Origin of the sequence: Mesorhizobium loti (assembly GCA_014189435.1) — a bacterium.
In the GTDB taxonomy this organism is placed as follows: Bacteria; Pseudomonadota; Alphaproteobacteria; order Rhizobiales; family Rhizobiaceae; genus Mesorhizobium; species Mesorhizobium loti_G.
The window spans coordinates 168,504-181,758 of sequence record CP050293.1; the positions used below are offsets into that span (position 1 = coordinate 168,504).

The window sequence follows — 13,255 nt, forward strand, 5'->3', positions numbered from 1 at the left end:
AGCAAGGAAGGTCAGTTTTCAGATGAATTTGCGCATATCGGGAAAACACATGGATATCGGCGATGCGTTCCGCACACGCATCAACGATCGTGTCGGCGAAGCGATCGGCAAATATTTCGATCGCGGCTTTGCCGGACACGTCACGGTCATCAAATCGGGCTCGCGCTATTCGGCGGATTGCATGATCCGGCTGGATTCCGGCGCTTCGCTGCAGGCCACCGGCGATGCCCAGGATCCGACGCTTGCCTTCGAGGCGGCGGCGGATCGTCTGGAGACCCGCTTGAGGCGTTACAAGCGCCGGCTGAAATCGCACAATTCGGGCGCCGCCAATGGCGATCCGACCGACATTGCCTATACGGTGATGGCGCCGCTTGCCGATGACGACGAGGATATTCCGGAGAATTTCGCCCCGGCCATTGTCGCCGAATCAACCATGACGCTGAAAACCATGTCGGTGGCGTCGGCGGTCATCGAGCTCGACACCAAGGACAGCCCGGTCTTCGTCTTCCGCAACGCCGGAACCGATCATCTCAACATCGTCTATCGCCGGCCCGATGGAAACATCGGCTGGATCGACCCGTCCACCACCAAGGTCGCACAAGCGTGACGACAAAGTCGCACGGACGTGACGACAAGGGTCGCACGGACGTGATGGCCACGGTCGCACTGGGATAAGAGCCGGCCGCACGAGGGGTGAGGACTGGTGACGGCAGGCGAACAAGGGATTTTCAAGCATGGATCTGAGCGATCTTATCAACGTTCCGGCGATATTGCCGGCGTTGAAGGCGAACTCCAAGAAGCAGCTGCTGCAACTGCTGTCCGAACGGGCCGCTGCGATTTCCGGCATTCCGGAGCGGGAAGTGTTCGACACCATCCTGCAGCGTGAGCGGCTGGGCTCGACCGGCGTCGGCAACGGCATCGCCATTCCGCACGGCAAGCTGGCCGGCGTGAAGCGCATCGCCGGGGTGTTTGCCCGGCTGGAGACGCCTGTCGACTTCGAATCGCTGGACGATCAGCCGGTCGATCTGGTGTTTCTGCTGCTGGCGCCGGAAGGGGCGGGCGCCGATCATCTCAAGGCGTTGTCGCGCATCGCGCGCGTGCTGCGTGACGCCGACACGGTGGCCAAGATCAGGGGTACGCGCGACGCCACGGCGATCCACGCGCTTTTGTCCGATACCCAGGCCTCGCACGCCGCCTGAATTGTTGAGATGAGACCGCCACAAGGGCCGCCATGGGCGGCCCTGTTCGTTTCAGACGGAGATTGCCGTCAGTGAATGGCGACCGTGGTCAGGTCGTTTTCCATGGCGCCGGCCAGCGCGCGGTCACGCGCATCGGAAAGCAGGATCGGCTGGCCATTGGCGGCAAACAGCGCCCACAGTTCCATGCCGGGGGCGATTTCGCCGAGATTCGGGAAACGGCCGAGCAAATCGTCGCTCGAGACCTTTCTGAGATAGGCGACCGAGCCCTCGCCGAGATGGGCGAATTCGCCATTGGTCATGGTGATAGTTTCAGTTCTGGTCATTTCAAAGCCTCCTTGGCGCGAGGACGCCGCTCAAGGCCATCCCGCATGAGAGCCATCGGTAAAGATCAGTCTTTCACCGATATGTTTATTTTCCGTACCAGCCGTTCGGACTCCGGCCGATCGAGGTCGATCGACAAAAGGCCGTTCTTCAGCTCCGCCGCGATCACCCGCATGCCGTCGGCCAGCACGAAACAGCGCTGGAACTGGCGCGCGGCGATGCCGCGATGAAGAAATTCGCGCTCGGTGTCGTCGGTCTGACGGCCGCGCACGACCAGCTGGTTTTCCTCCGTGGTGACATCGAGATCGCTTTCGGCGAAACCGGCGACCGCCAATGTGATGCGCAACCTTTCGGTCTTGCCGTCGGCGCCGCTGAGGCGTTCGATGTTGTAGGGAGGGTAGCTGTCACCGGATTTCGCCAGGCGTTCCAGGGTCTTTTCCATGGCGTCGAAGCCAAGCAGAAGCGGGCTGGAAAAAGGCGTCATTCGGCTCATGTTACACTGTCCTCTCAAGAGCGACATAAAGTGGAAAAACCCAGATGGCATTTTTCCCGATGGTCTTGATATGGTCCGCCCCGCGACCAAGTTCAAGCCGTCAAAAGACCCGCCCAAAAAGACCAGGTCGTGGACTCACAGGAATGATCGACATGGCGCTTGAAACGGCGAGCAGATGCACGGAGAAGCGCGCAGGTCGGGATTGTCTTCCCCGGTCGAGCGGTTCGACATCGCAGCTCGCGACCGCTTCGGCGTCATTTGGATGTTTCGATCAGATTCATTCAGGTCCACGGCCTCGCCAAACAAGGAATTGAAATGCCTCAATCACACAAGATCATCATCGACACGGATCCCGGCCAGGATGATGCCGTCGCCATTTTGCTGGCGCTCGGCAGCGCCGAGCTGGAGATCGTCGGCATCACAGCCGTTGCCGGCAACGTGCCGCTGAAGCTTACCGAAAAGAATGCCCGCAAGATCTGCGAGCTGGCTGGGCGGCCTGATATCAAGGTCTATGCCGGCGCCATCCGGCCCCTGATGCGCGAACTGGTCACCGCCGAGGAAGTGCATGGCAAGACCGGCCTCAACGGGCCGCAATTGCCCGAACCGAAGATGAAGCTGCAGGACCAATATGCGGTCGATTTCATCGTCGAGACGCTGATGGAGGAAGAGAGCGGCACGATCACGCTTTGCCCGCTCGGTCCGCTGACCAACATTGCGCTGGCGCTGATCCGCGAGCCGCGCATCGCACCGCGCATCAAGGAAATCGTGCTGATGGGCGGCGGCTTCTTCGAAGGCGGCAATGTCACGCCGTCGGCCGAATTCAACATCTATGTCGACCCGCATGCCGCCGATGTCGTTTTCAAATCCGGCATTCCGATCGTGATGATGCCGCTCGACGTCACCCACAAGGCGCTGACCACCGCCAAGCGCACGCAGGCCTTCCGCGCGCTCGGCACCAAGGTCGGCACCGCGACCGCAGAGATGCTGGAATTCTTCGAGCGCTTCGACGAGGAGAAATACGGCACCGACGGCGGGCCGCTGCATGACCCCTGCGTCATCGCCTATCTGCTGAAGCCGGACCTGTTCAAGGGCCGCAACTGCAATGTCAGCGTGGAAACCAATTCGGAACTGACCATGGGCATGACCGTGATCGATTGGTGGGGCGTTACCAAGCGGCCAAAGAACGCCATGGTGATGCGCGACATCGACCATGACGGCTTCTTCGCGCTGCTGGTGGAGAGGTTGGGGCGGCTCTAGAGCCCTCTTTGCCTTCTCCCCTTCTTGTGGGAGAAGGTGGCCGAGCGAAGCTCGGTCGGATGAGGGGTGTTCCAGCTTGGCACCGACGGTGATCTGTCACGCACCCCTCAACCGTCTCGGCGCTGCGCGCCGATCCACCGCCCGGGGCGAGTCACGGGCCTCGCCCGCCCTGCGGGCCCCACAAGGGAGAAGGTGGAGGCCGCCGTTACTTCGACCGGGAAAACGCCAGCCACAGGCCGCCGCCGACCATGAAGCTGCCGCTGATCCTCGACAAAAGCTTGATGCGGCTGGCCGACAGCATGCGCCCAGCACGGCCGGCGGCCAACGCGTAGGTCGAATCCGACATCGCGGCGAAGATCATGGCGGTGAGGCCCATGACGGCGATCTGCAGCGAGTAATTGCCTTGCGGCGAAATGAACTGCGGAAAGAAGGCGCCGAAGAAGATCAGCGTTTTGGGGTTGCTGAGCGCCACCAGCAGGCCCTGCAGGAAGAAGCCGCCACGCGGTTTCCTGGCTGTTCCATCGGCGTTCAGCGTGCCCTTGGAACGGAACATCTGCACGCCCATCCAGATCAGATAGGCGGCGCCGATCAGCCTGACCCACTCGAACCAGTGGCCCATGCCCGAAATCAGCGTGTTGAGGCCGATGCCGACGATGGCGATCATCACGGCAAGCCCGGCCTGCGTGCCGGCGACATTGGCGAGGCCGGCGCGCGAGCCGTGGCGGATGCTGTTGGCGATGATCAGCGTGACCGTCGGACCGGGCACCAGGATGATGACGATGCAAGCGAGAACATAGGCGGCGTAGAGTTCGAGCGACATGATCTTTCTCTTTGTTGGAGCATGATCTCTGGACAAACGGAAACCGTTTTGTCCGAGAAAACCGGTTCCCACTTTTCGGGATCATGCTCTAGGAATGCCGCCGACGCGGCGCAGCTGACAACAATCAATGCATGGCGGCGATGGCGATGCAAGCCGATGTGCGAAGCGCCGCGACACGCCGGTGAATGCGGCTCAGGCGCTGGCGCCGGACTGCCAGGGCAGCGTTGCCTCATAGGCCGCCGCCGCCTTCAGCACGGCAAGGTCGCCGCGTGGCCGGCCGATCAGCTGCATGCCCATCGGCCGCCCCTTGTCATCGAAGCCGACCGGCACGTTGACCGCCGGGCAGCCGCCCAGGGTCGCGAAGGCGGAAACCTGCATCCAGCGGTGGTAGCTGTCCATCGCGCGTCCGGCGACCTCACGGGGCCAATGCGTGCTGAGATCGAAGGGGAAGACCTGCGCGGTCGGCAGCGCGATGAGATCATAGCGGTCGAAGATAGACAGCAGCGTGCGATGCCAGGACGTGCGGATAACCGAAGCCGCGCGGATCTGCGGCGCCGTCAGCCGCATTGCGTTCTCCACCTCCCAGATGGCTTCCGGCTTGAGCAGGCCGCGCTTGGCGGGATCGTCATAGTGGGTTTTGAGCGCACAGCCGCTGCTGGCCTGGCGCAGCGTCACGAAGGCCTGCCACAGCGCTTCGAAATCGACATCCGGCAGCAAGGGTTCGCCAGGGAAGGCCGCATCGGCAAAGCGGCCAAGTGCTGTCTCGCAAAGTTCAAGAATACCGGATTCGATCGGCAGATGACCGCCGAGGTCACCGAGCCAGGCGATGCGGCCACCAGAAGCTGCCGTGCCGAGCCCTTCGAGGAAGGAACCCGGTTTCTCGTAGGATAGTGGCGCGCGCGGGTGGTAACCCGCCTGCACATCGAGCAGCAGCGCCATGTCACGGACGTTGCGGCCCATCGGCCCATCGACGCCCATCTGCGCATGAAAGACTTCCAGATCGGGTCCGCCGGGAACAAGTCCTTGTGACGGGCGAAAGCCATAGACATTGTTCCAGGCGGCCGGATTGCGCAGCGAGCCGCCGAAGTCGCTGCCATCGGCGACGGGCACCATGTCGAGGGCCAGCGCCACCGCCGCGCCGCCACTCGAGCCGCCGGCGGTCAGGGCCGGATCGAAGGCGTTCAGCGTCGGTCCGAACACGGTATTGTAGGTGTTGGAGCCAAGCCCGAACTCGGGGACGTTGGTTTTGCCGATGATGATGGCGCCAGCGTCGCGGATACGCTCGACAAAGAAATCGTCTTCCTGCGGCACGAAATCGGCGAAGATCGGCGAGCCGAGGGAGGTTCTGAGACCCGTGGTCGAGGCGAGATCCTTGATGGCGATCGGCAGGCCGAAGAGCGGGCCGGCATCGGCTCGCGCCAGGCTGGCATCGGCCGCATCGGCTTCGCGCAGGATGTCGCCGCGGTCGCGCAAGGAGACGATGGCGTTGACCAGCGGGTTGACCGCCTCGATGCGGTCGAGGAATGCCGTCACCACCTCGCGCACGGAAAGCGTCTTCCGGCGGATTGCTTCGGCGAGTTCGACAGCGGACAGGCGGCAGATCTCGCCGGCCGACGGTACGGCATGTTTCGTTTGAGGGCGCAGCATCTCAATGGGTTTCCTGCAAAGCCTGATCGACATCCCTGGCCAGAGGGATCGCCGGCTGGGCGCCAGGCTTCAGGCAGGCCAGCGAGCCGGCCGCGCCGGCGCGTGTCAGCGCCTGTTCGAGCGTGAGACCGGCAGAGAGGCCGGCGGCAAAATAGCCGCAGAACGTATCCCCGGCGCCGACCGTGTCGACAGGGCTGATCTTCCTTGCCGGAACGGTGAGGAAATCGGTCGGCGTCGCCGCCATCACGCCGTCGCCGCCGAGCGTGACGACGATGGTTCGGCCGGTTTTCGCGGCGAAGTCGCGCATTCGTGCCGCCCGGTCGCGGCCGTTGAGGGCCAGCGCTTCGCCATAGAGGTCGAATTCGGTCTCGTTGGCGACGGCATAGTCTGCCTTGCCGAGAAAGCCGGCTGCCTTACCCTGGAAAGGGGCTGTGTTGAGTACCGTGATGGCGCCGGCCGCTCTTGCCTGGTCGAGCGCCGCATCGACGGTCGCCAGCGGGATCTCATGTTGCAGCAGCACGACATCGCCCTTTTTCAGGAAGGCTTTGGAGAGATCGCCGGGCACCACGGACGCGTTGGCGCCCGGCACCACGGCGATGATGTTCTCGCCGTCGTCGCCGACCATGATCAGCGCCGTGCCGGTCGAGGCAAAGGTCTCGGCGACGCCGGACAGGTCGACCTTGCCGTCGCGCAGCAGCGCCAGCGCCTCGGCAGCGAAGCTGTCCTTGCCGACGGCGCCGACCATGCGCACCAAGGCGCCGGCGCGCGCGGCGGCCAGCGCCTGGTTGGCGCCCTTGCCGCCAGGCGCGGTGGTGAAGGCCGAGCCGCCCACCGTCTCGCCGGGGCTCGGCAAGCGGTCGACATTGGCGATAAGGTCGAGGTTGATCGAGCCGATAACGATAATCAAGCAGGGCCTCCTGGCAGCGCAAAATTCAAAGTGTCGGAGCGCCCTTTGTGCGTCCGGGCGAACGCAGGTCGTTCCAATCGCGCGGGAGGCTAACCTGTAAGGCCGCGGCTTGCCAGACCACGCGAATGGTCCAGCCCGATTTGAGGTATCGTGGCCTCATTCACAGCGCACGGTGACCGTGCCCTGATAGCTGCCGGCGGGAAAGATACCGCTCGACTTGGTGGCGGTGAGGTCGACCTGCATGGGGTGGGTGCCGTTGGTGACCCTTTGCGTCACGCTTCCGTTGATATCGACCCCCGAGCCATCGAGGCGGAAGACCGAGGCGAAGGTCACGTTGGTGCCGCCGCCGCTCGGCGCGGATGAGAATGCGGCAGGCGCCGGCGCCGAAACCGAATAGCAATCAAGCAAGTTAAGTATCGAGCACAACAGGGAGCTTGCCACCACGGTGGCGCTGGCGCTCGATCCGCCTGCCTGTTTGGAACCCAGTATGCTGATGGCGGGATTGGCCTTCATCGTTCCCGACGCCCCGACCATGATGGTGCAGGTGCCGATGATCGCCGCCTGCGCCGGAAGGCAGAAGCCGGCAAGTGCTGCCATTGCAAGCAGCGCGCGGCTATTTCTTCTTCTTTTTCTTGCCATCGCTTCCGGTCCTGATGCTCCAGCCTTCATTGGCCCATCCGGGCGATGCGGCCGCGGGAGCGGTGGCGGCTATGCTCGCCGTCTGGCCGTCGGAGCCTAGGCCCATTTTGAGGAGTTTCAGCTCCAGTTGCAGGCGCTCGACCTCAAGCTCATAGAGGCGGCTGCAATCGACGCGCTTCGGCGTACGCCCGATCGGGATCACCACCCGGCCATAGGTGGCAACGCTGTTGTCCGACTGGCTGTTGCCTCTGATAACGCCGAGATCGACATAGGCGCCGGAGCCGGAGACGGCGGAACGGCAAGTGGTGCCGTCCGCGGCATGGACCTCGTCCTGGCCCTGGGGCAAGGTCACGCCGGGCAGGTTGAAGCCGCTCTCGTTCTGATTGAGGTTGTAGACATCCTCGGCCCAGGCGGGTGAGACATTCGCAAACGCAGCCGCTAGCGCGACCGTCAGGACTTGCGGTGCCCAAAGAACTTTCCGCATATCTGTGCCCTTATCTGCGTCTGTTGATTGGGAAAGGGGATGCTTTCGGTACAGATACGCACTTTACGCTCGGCGGCGCCGTCAAAAGGCACGACCACAAGGACAGAACGGGAAGCCTGGGAAGCCAGTTGGAAGACATTCGGAGATATCCCGGCGTCTACCGGCTGAAAATCCTGATCGTAGACGTGGATTTCGATCTGGATCTTCCGGTCGTACGGATTGGCGGGGAAAACGCGGACCGCGAAGACGTTGGTGAAGCTGTTGACCTCGCCACGCATCGGCGACATCGACTGCGCCTGGGCGGCAATGGGCGTCAATCCGACGGCCAGTACCGTCGCCAGGATTCGAGCATGTTTCAAGGACCCCTCCTTCGCTACGGCGTCATTCGCAACGCAGCGTTACCGTTGCCTGATAGTTGCCGTTGGCGAAGCGGTTGCTGCCGCCCTTGGTGCCAGCGAGGTGGACCGAGACGAGATCGGCGCCGGGGGTGCCGATGCTGGTGGCCGAGCCGGTCTCACTGATAGAGTGCGCACCAGCGGCGGAGTAGGTCGGTGTCCAGGTCGTCGATGTGCTGTCGGCCGATGGCGCCGTCGTGGTGGTGACCGGATCGACGCTGAGCGACACACCTCCAGTCGTCGTCAGCGTCACGGTTCCAGCAGAACCGCCGCTGTTGTGGGAACTGAGGGACTGGAGATCGGGACTGACCGTCATCGTGCCGGTGGTGGCAACGACAAGCGTGCAGGTGGGCGAGACAGTGCCATTGAAAATGACATTCTGCGTCGTGGCCAACGCGGTCTGGTCGATGCTGGCAACCAGCAGAACTGCGCCGAAGGCGGCGCGAAACAACGTCATCGAGACCTCCTATTAAGCCGGATCGCCCGAATTAATATGGGTCATCATCACTTTATCGTAGTTAATTTAGGGTTAACTAAAATAGCTTCTGAAAATAACAATTACGGGAACCGGAGGTTGCCATCGGTTGTAGGGAATAAAAACGAAGCTGAAATCATGATTATACTTGATGATCCTGATATCTACATATTTCTTCAACTGTAATTGGAAAAATCGATATTCACGAGACCTGTCCCGCCTCCCAGCCCAGGATGGCGCGCTTGCGGGTCAGACCCCAGTGATAGCCGGTGAGGTCGCCGGACTTGCCGATCGCGCGGTGGCAGGGAACCACGAATGAGAGCGGATTGGCGCCGTTGGCCGCGCCGACCGCACGGCTGGCGCTGGGTGTGCCGATGCTGGCGGCGATCGAGGAATAGGTGCGGGCCTTGCCCATCGGGATCTTGAGCAGCGCCTCCCAGACACGAACCTGGAAGTCGGTGCCGATCATGACGACATGCAGCGGCTGGTCGGAGCGCCACAGCGTCGGGTCGAAGATACGCGCGGCATAAGGGCCCGTAGCAGTCATGTCCTCGACATAGATGGCGTTCGGCCAGCGGCTGGACATGTCGGCGAAGGCGGCGCGCTCCTCGCCGGGGTCGCTGAAGGCGAGGCCGGCAAGTCCGCGGTCGGTGGCCATGATCAGGGCGGTGCCGAAGGGCGAGGAATGGTAGCCGTAGCGGATGGTGAGGCCGGCGCCGCGCGTCTTGTAGTCGCCCGGCGACATCGCCTCATGGGTGACGAACAGGTCATGCAGCCGGCCCGGGCCGGACATGCCCAGTTCGAACGATGTTTCGAGCAGCGGCATGCCGGAATCGAGCAGCCTGCGCGCATGATCCAGTGTCACCGCCTGCAGGAAGGCCTTGGGCGACAGGCCGGCCCAGCGGGTGAAGAGTTTTTGCAGGCCGGTCGGCGTCTCGCCGACCTCCTCCGCCAGCTCTTCGAGGGAAGGCTGGTCGCGGTAATCGAGGCTGATCTTCTCGATGGCGCGGCGCACGATTTCATAGTCGCTGCCTTGCGGCGTGATGTCCTTTTGAGGATCGCTGTATGGGTGCTCATGGAACTGTCTCCTTGGGCCGGAATATCGCCCCTTGGGGCGTCGATCGCCACCCGAAACTTGCCTTCCTGCGGCGCATACCCAGATAGACACGGGATTCGTGTCCAGGAGTCGCTCATGGCTGGCGAAAAAGTAAATCTCACCGGGGCAAAAGAGACCTTGCTGATGACGCTCTACGGCAAGGCGTTGGAGAGCCGGTTGCCGGATTCGCTACTCGGGGATCATTTCGCCGACGAGGCGGTTCGCAAGATCGACTATGATTTCTCCAGGCTCAAGGTCGACGCCAATCTCGGCGTCGGCCTGGCGATCAGGGCAAAGACGCTGGACGTCCGCGTTGAGGACTTTCTGGCCAGAACTCCTGACGCCATCGTGCTGCACCTCGGTTGCGGACTCGATACGCGCATCTTCCGCGTCGATCCACCCCCAGGCGTGGACTGGTTCGATGTCGACTACCCCGAGGTCATCGAACTCAGGCGCAAGCTTTATCCGTTGCGCGACCATTACCATCTGGTTGCCTCGTCGGTGACCGAGCCCGATTGGCTGGCTCAAGTGCCCCGCAATCGCCCGGCCATCGTGGTGGCGGAAGGGCTGACGCCCTATCTGCCCGCCGAAGAGGGGCCGCGCTTGTTGGCGCGGCTTGTCTCGCATCTTGCCAGCGGTGAGTTGGTGTTCGACGCCTACAGCCGTTTCGGCCTGAAACTGCTTCGCCTCAATCCGACCATCAAGGTGACGGGTGCACAGGTCCATTGGGCGATCGACGATCCGCATGAGCTGGAGCGAGCCGTTCCGAAGCTGCGCTTCGTCGAGGACATCTCGGCCTACAAGCCTGAACACGCCGCCCGCATGGGCTGGTCCGCGAAACTGTTTGTTCGGCTTTGGAGACACATTCCGGCGCTGCGAAGAATCGGCAGGCTGTTGCGCTATCGGTTCTGAGACATCCGTTCAGCGCGTCTTGGCGGTCGCCAGCGCGCGTGAAAAAGCCGTGGCGAAGCTCTCTCGGGAGTCCGGGTCCAGGAAAGATCCGATCGGCACGTTCTGGCCTTGCCCTTCAACCGCCATCCTGGTGATGCCGATCTCGGCGTGACGGGCGACCGAAAACCGTGCCCAGAACGGATTGAAGCGATGCGCTTCCGATTTTCCGGAGGGTGCCGTCTTGCGGATGTCGAGGCTGGTGCGCGAGACCGAGACTTCCTCGCGTGCGCGGGCGGCCCGATAGTTGATGCGAAAGGCGATGTAGACGGCGGCCACGTCGAGGCCGAAGAAGCCGAACACCGGCCAGGCGCCGCGCGACAGGAAAAACGCGCCTGTCACCAGCCAGCCGAACAGCAGCGCGGCCATCAGGATGAAGAAGCCTCTCCGGCCCAGCGACCGGTGCGGGGTCAGTAGCGCCTGAAAGAATGGCTCGTCGGCCTGAAACGAGGCGTTTGTGTCGCTCATGGCGGGATATTATAGGAGGGAAATGGCGAGCCCCAAGTCCAAAGAGTCTTCGATGCCCAAAAAGAACTGTTGCCCGGACGGCGCGATGGCTCAAACGCCAAGCCGCGGCCTCGGCCGGCACGAAGCTCGTCGCGCTACAGCCCGGCCGAAGTGCACGAGATCTTCCGGCGCTTTTCTGTCCAGCGGCCCGAGCCGAAGGGCGAGCTTGAACATGTCAACGCCTTCACCTTGCTGGTCGCGGTGGTGCTGTCGGCGCAAGCCACGGACGCCGGCGTCAACAAGGCGACGCGGGCGCTGTTCAAGGTCGCCGATACGCCGCAGAAGATGCTGGCGCTGGGCGAGGCCAAGGTCGGCGAATACATCAAGACCATCGGACTCTGGCGCAACAAGGCCAAGAATGTCGTGGCGCTCTCCGAGGCGCTGATCCGCGACCATGGCGGCGAGGTGCCGGACGACCGCGATGAATTGGTCAAGCTGCCGGGCGTCGGGCGCAAGACCGCCAATGTCGTGCTCAACATGGCCTTCGGCCAGCACACAATGGCGGTCGACACGCATATTCTCCGCATCGGCAATCGGCTCGGGCTGGCGCCCGGCAAGACACCGGAACAGGTCGAGCAGGGGCTGCTCAAGATTATCCCGGACGAATATATGCGCCACGCGCATCACTGGCTGATCCTGCACGGCCGCTATGTCTGCAAGGCGCGCAAGCCGGATTGCCTAGCCTGCGTCATCGCCGACATCTGCAAGGCCGAGGTGAAGACGACCGATGTGCCGGCGCCGCTGGTGCCGATCGCTCCGCTTGAAATGGCTTCAGCGGTAGATCAGTAGCCGTAGCCGCGCGCCATCGCCGCGGCGAAGACCGGGATCAGCAGGAAGATGAAAGCCTCGGCGCGGATGTAGGTCTTCACGGACGCAAGCTCGGTCGCCGGCACCAGGAACGAGGGATTGGCGCTCGCTTGCCTGTTCCAGGAAATGAAGCGGACGGTCGGGATGATCGACAGCAGGCCGACCACGCCAAACGCCGCCATCTTGGCCCAGAACACCCAGTTGTAGACGTAGAATTCCCAACCCTTGAGGCCATAGAAGACGCGGCCGATACCGACGATAATGATCAGCGTGGCGATGATGCCATAGTGGCGGTCGATGCCGGCGAGCCGCTTGAGCGTCGTGGCGGCCAGATCGCCACGGATCAGCACGAATTCGGCGCCGATGATGCCTGCCAGTGAAAACACCAGCACGTGATGGAAGATCGCAAGCACAAGATCGGTGGCGTCCATGCTTTTTTCCCTTGGGTCTGACGGCGCCGCCCCGCGCCTGAAAATGGATCACGCTGCTGGTGTGAATCAGCCTGTCGTGAAAATAGCACCGTCGCGCAAGATTCCCATAGCGGCGCCTGGATGATGGACCGCGTTGCCCTGGCCCTTGCACCAGGCCGGCGATTTGCTAAGCGCGGACCATCCGTGCGAGGCAGATCCCATGAACAATCCACCAGCGACCAGCGCTCCTGTCATCGAGACGAAGCGAACCATCTTGCGGGCACACCGGATGGGCGATTTCGACGCCTATGCCGCGATGTGGACCGATCCCGTCGTCACCCGTTTCATCGGCGGCAAGCCGCGCACGCGCGAAGAAAGCTGGATGCGCTTCCTGCGTCACGCCGGCCTGTGGTCGCTGCTCGGCTACGGTTTCTGGGCGATCGAGGAGAAGGCGACGGGTCGTTTCATCGGCGAGGCAGGGTTTCACGATCTCAAGCGCGATATGGAGCCGTCGATCGAAGGCATTCCCGAGGCCGGCTGGGCGCTGGTTCCGGCCGTGCACGGAGCGGGCTTCGCCACCGAGGTGGTCGGCCGCGTGCTCGCATGGGGCGAAGAGACGTTCGGGCGGGAGAAGACCGTCTGCATCATCGATCCGGAAAACACGGCTTCGCTGAGGGTTGCGGCGAAGTGCGGCTACCGGGAAGTGGTGCAGACCACCTATCACGACACCCCGACCATCCTGCTGGCGCGGTGATGTCGTCCGAAAAACCGCTTCGCACTTTTCGGCATCATGCTCTGGGCGTCGTCATCGACTGGATATACCTGCTCTGCTAGCATCGATCATAGTGCG

18 protein-coding genes are annotated in these 13,255 nt (G+C 62.9%); 6 read left to right on the top strand and 12 right to left on the bottom strand.

Features of this window, described 5'->3' with window-relative positions:
• The first annotated feature begins 22 nt into the window (after nucleotides 1–22).
• Both raiA and ptsN read left to right on the top strand, forming a co-directional pair.
• A complete protein-coding gene (gene raiA, locus HB777_00815; GenBank protein QND62589.1) occupies nucleotides 23–607 on the top strand; it encodes a ribosome-associated translation inhibitor RaiA in 585 nt (194 codons plus the stop codon).
• A 127-nt stretch (nucleotides 608–734) separates the two neighbouring features.
• Complete coding sequence (gene ptsN, locus HB777_00820; protein QND62590.1) at nucleotides 735–1,199, top strand: PTS IIA-like nitrogen regulatory protein PtsN; 465 nt, start codon at nucleotides 735–737, stop codon at nucleotides 1,197–1,199.
• A 68-nt stretch (nucleotides 1,200–1,267) separates the two neighbouring features.
• On the opposite strand, the gene HB777_00825 is transcribed toward ptsN, so the two are convergent.
• Together HB777_00825 and HB777_00830 are read right to left on the bottom strand one after the other, a co-directional pair.
• A complete protein-coding gene (locus HB777_00825) occupies nucleotides 1,268–1,522 on the bottom strand; it encodes a DUF1150 family protein (GenBank protein QND62591.1) in 255 nt (84 codons plus the stop codon).
• Between the two features lie 65 nt (nucleotides 1,523–1,587).
• Nucleotides 1,588–2,013, bottom strand: coding sequence for an Hsp20 family protein (locus tag HB777_00830; protein QND62592.1), 426 nt, complete (start codon nucleotides 2,011–2,013; stop codon nucleotides 1,588–1,590).
• A gap of 315 nt (nucleotides 2,014–2,328) precedes the next feature.
• On the opposite strand from HB777_00830, the gene HB777_00835 reads away from it, so the two are divergent.
• Nucleotides 2,329–3,270 (top strand): nucleoside hydrolase, encoded by a 942-nt coding sequence (locus HB777_00835; protein QND62593.1) that lies wholly within the window; start codon nucleotides 2,329–2,331, stop codon nucleotides 3,268–3,270.
• 205 nt (nucleotides 3,271–3,475) lie between these two features.
• Here HB777_00835 and HB777_00840 read toward each other — a convergent pair whose 3' ends face one another.
• The 8 genes from HB777_00840 to HB777_00875 all read right to left on the bottom strand — a co-directional run bounded on the left by HB777_00840 (nucleotide 3,476) and on the right by HB777_00875 (nucleotide 9,682).
• A complete protein-coding gene (locus tag HB777_00840; protein QND62594.1) occupies nucleotides 3,476–4,090 on the bottom strand; it encodes a LysE family translocator in 615 nt (204 codons plus the stop codon).
• A 192-nt stretch (nucleotides 4,091–4,282) separates the two neighbouring features.
• On the bottom strand, nucleotides 4,283–5,737 hold the full coding sequence (locus HB777_00845) for an amidase (protein ID QND62595.1): 1,455 nt from the start codon (nucleotides 5,735–5,737) through the stop codon (nucleotides 4,283–4,285).
• 1 nt (nucleotide 5,738) lies between these two features.
• The gene (locus HB777_00850; protein QND62596.1) at nucleotides 5,739–6,644 is read right to left on the bottom strand and encodes a ribokinase; all 906 of its coding nucleotides are present in this window, start codon (nucleotides 6,642–6,644) and stop codon (nucleotides 5,739–5,741) included.
• A 156-nt stretch (nucleotides 6,645–6,800) separates the two neighbouring features.
• Nucleotides 6,801–7,283, bottom strand: a complete 483-nt coding sequence (locus tag HB777_00855; GenBank protein ID QND62597.1) for a hypothetical protein — start codon at nucleotides 7,281–7,283, stop codon at nucleotides 6,801–6,803.
• Nucleotides 7,258–7,767 carry a hypothetical protein gene (locus HB777_00860; GenBank protein QND62598.1) on the bottom strand — a complete coding sequence of 170 codons (510 nt, stop codon included), beginning with the start codon at nucleotides 7,765–7,767 and terminating at the stop codon, nucleotides 7,258–7,260. The genes HB777_00855 and HB777_00860 overlap by 26 nt, the downstream gene beginning before the upstream one ends.
• Complete coding sequence (locus tag HB777_00865) at nucleotides 7,734–8,126, bottom strand: hypothetical protein (protein QND62599.1); 393 nt, start codon at nucleotides 8,124–8,126, stop codon at nucleotides 7,734–7,736. Before HB777_00865 ends, HB777_00860 begins: the two co-directional genes overlap by 34 nt.
• A gap of 22 nt (nucleotides 8,127–8,148) precedes the next feature.
• On the bottom strand, nucleotides 8,149–8,619 hold the full coding sequence (locus tag HB777_00870; GenBank protein QND62600.1) for a hypothetical protein: 471 nt from the start codon (nucleotides 8,617–8,619) through the stop codon (nucleotides 8,149–8,151).
• 220 nt (nucleotides 8,620–8,839) lie between these two features.
• Nucleotides 8,840–9,682: a methylated-DNA--[protein]-cysteine S-methyltransferase gene (locus HB777_00875; protein ID QND68602.1), complete on the bottom strand. Its 843-nt coding sequence runs from the start codon at nucleotides 9,680–9,682 to the stop codon at nucleotides 8,840–8,842.
• Between the two features lie 147 nt (nucleotides 9,683–9,829).
• Between HB777_00875 and HB777_00880 the strand changes: the two genes are divergently transcribed.
• On the top strand, nucleotides 9,830–10,645 hold the full coding sequence (locus HB777_00880; protein ID QND62601.1) for a class I SAM-dependent methyltransferase: 816 nt from the start codon (nucleotides 9,830–9,832) through the stop codon (nucleotides 10,643–10,645).
• 9 nt (nucleotides 10,646–10,654) lie between these two features.
• Here HB777_00880 and HB777_00885 read toward each other — a convergent pair whose 3' ends face one another.
• Nucleotides 10,655–11,149 carry a DUF2244 domain-containing protein gene (locus HB777_00885; GenBank protein QND62602.1) on the bottom strand — a complete coding sequence of 165 codons (495 nt, stop codon included), beginning with the start codon at nucleotides 11,147–11,149 and terminating at the stop codon, nucleotides 10,655–10,657.
• 66 nt (nucleotides 11,150–11,215) lie between these two features.
• Between HB777_00885 and nth the strand changes: the two genes are divergently transcribed.
• Nucleotides 11,216–11,977: an endonuclease III gene (gene nth / locus HB777_00890; GenBank protein ID QND68603.1), complete on the top strand. Its 762-nt coding sequence runs from the start codon at nucleotides 11,216–11,218 to the stop codon at nucleotides 11,975–11,977.
• Here the strand turns inward: nth and HB777_00895 are convergent.
• Nucleotides 11,971–12,426, bottom strand: coding sequence for a DUF2214 family protein (locus HB777_00895; protein QND62603.1), 456 nt, complete (start codon nucleotides 12,424–12,426; stop codon nucleotides 11,971–11,973). The two genes, nth and HB777_00895, sit on opposite strands and share 7 nt — an antisense overlap.
• A 199-nt stretch (nucleotides 12,427–12,625) precedes the next feature.
• Between HB777_00895 and HB777_00900 the strand changes: the two genes are divergently transcribed.
• Nucleotides 12,626–13,159 (top strand): GNAT family N-acetyltransferase, encoded by a 534-nt coding sequence (locus HB777_00900; GenBank protein ID QND62604.1) that lies wholly within the window; start codon nucleotides 12,626–12,628, stop codon nucleotides 13,157–13,159.
• The last annotated feature ends 96 nt before the right edge of the window (nucleotides 13,160–13,255 follow it).

Excerpts from the sequence above, each read along its gene's own strand:
- raiA (QND62589.1), top strand. The coding sequence starts at position 23 with ATGAATTTGCGCATATCGGGAAAACACATGGATATCGGCGATGCGTTC.
- ptsN (QND62590.1), top strand. The coding sequence starts at position 735 with ATGGATCTGAGCGATCTTATCAACGTTCCGGCGATATTGCCGGCGTTG.
- HB777_00825 (QND62591.1), bottom strand. The coding sequence starts at position 1,522 with ATGACCAGAACTGAAACTATCACCATGACCAATGGCGAATTCGCCCAT.
- HB777_00830 (QND62592.1), bottom strand. The coding sequence starts at position 2,013 with ATGAGCCGAATGACGCCTTTTTCCAGCCCGCTTCTGCTTGGCTTCGAC.
- HB777_00835 (QND62593.1), top strand. The coding sequence starts at position 2,329 with ATGCCTCAATCACACAAGATCATCATCGACACGGATCCCGGCCAGGAT.
- HB777_00840 (QND62594.1), bottom strand. The coding sequence starts at position 4,090 with ATGTCGCTCGAACTCTACGCCGCCTATGTTCTCGCTTGCATCGTCATC.
- HB777_00845 (QND62595.1), bottom strand. The coding sequence starts at position 5,737 with ATGCTGCGCCCTCAAACGAAACATGCCGTACCGTCGGCCGGCGAGATC.
- HB777_00855 (QND62597.1), bottom strand. The coding sequence starts at position 7,283 with ATGGCAAGAAAAAGAAGAAGAAATAGCCGCGCGCTGCTTGCAATGGCA.
- HB777_00860 (QND62598.1), bottom strand. The coding sequence starts at position 7,767 with ATGCGGAAAGTTCTTTGGGCACCGCAAGTCCTGACGGTCGCGCTAGCG.
- HB777_00870 (QND62600.1), bottom strand. The coding sequence starts at position 8,619 with ATGACGTTGTTTCGCGCCGCCTTCGGCGCAGTTCTGCTGGTTGCCAGC.
- HB777_00880 (QND62601.1), top strand. The coding sequence starts at position 9,830 with ATGGCTGGCGAAAAAGTAAATCTCACCGGGGCAAAAGAGACCTTGCTG.
- HB777_00885 (QND62602.1), bottom strand. The coding sequence starts at position 11,149 with ATGAGCGACACAAACGCCTCGTTTCAGGCCGACGAGCCATTCTTTCAG.
- HB777_00895 (QND62603.1), bottom strand. The coding sequence starts at position 12,426 with ATGGACGCCACCGATCTTGTGCTTGCGATCTTCCATCACGTGCTGGTG.
- HB777_00900 (QND62604.1), top strand. The coding sequence starts at position 12,626 with ATGAACAATCCACCAGCGACCAGCGCTCCTGTCATCGAGACGAAGCGA.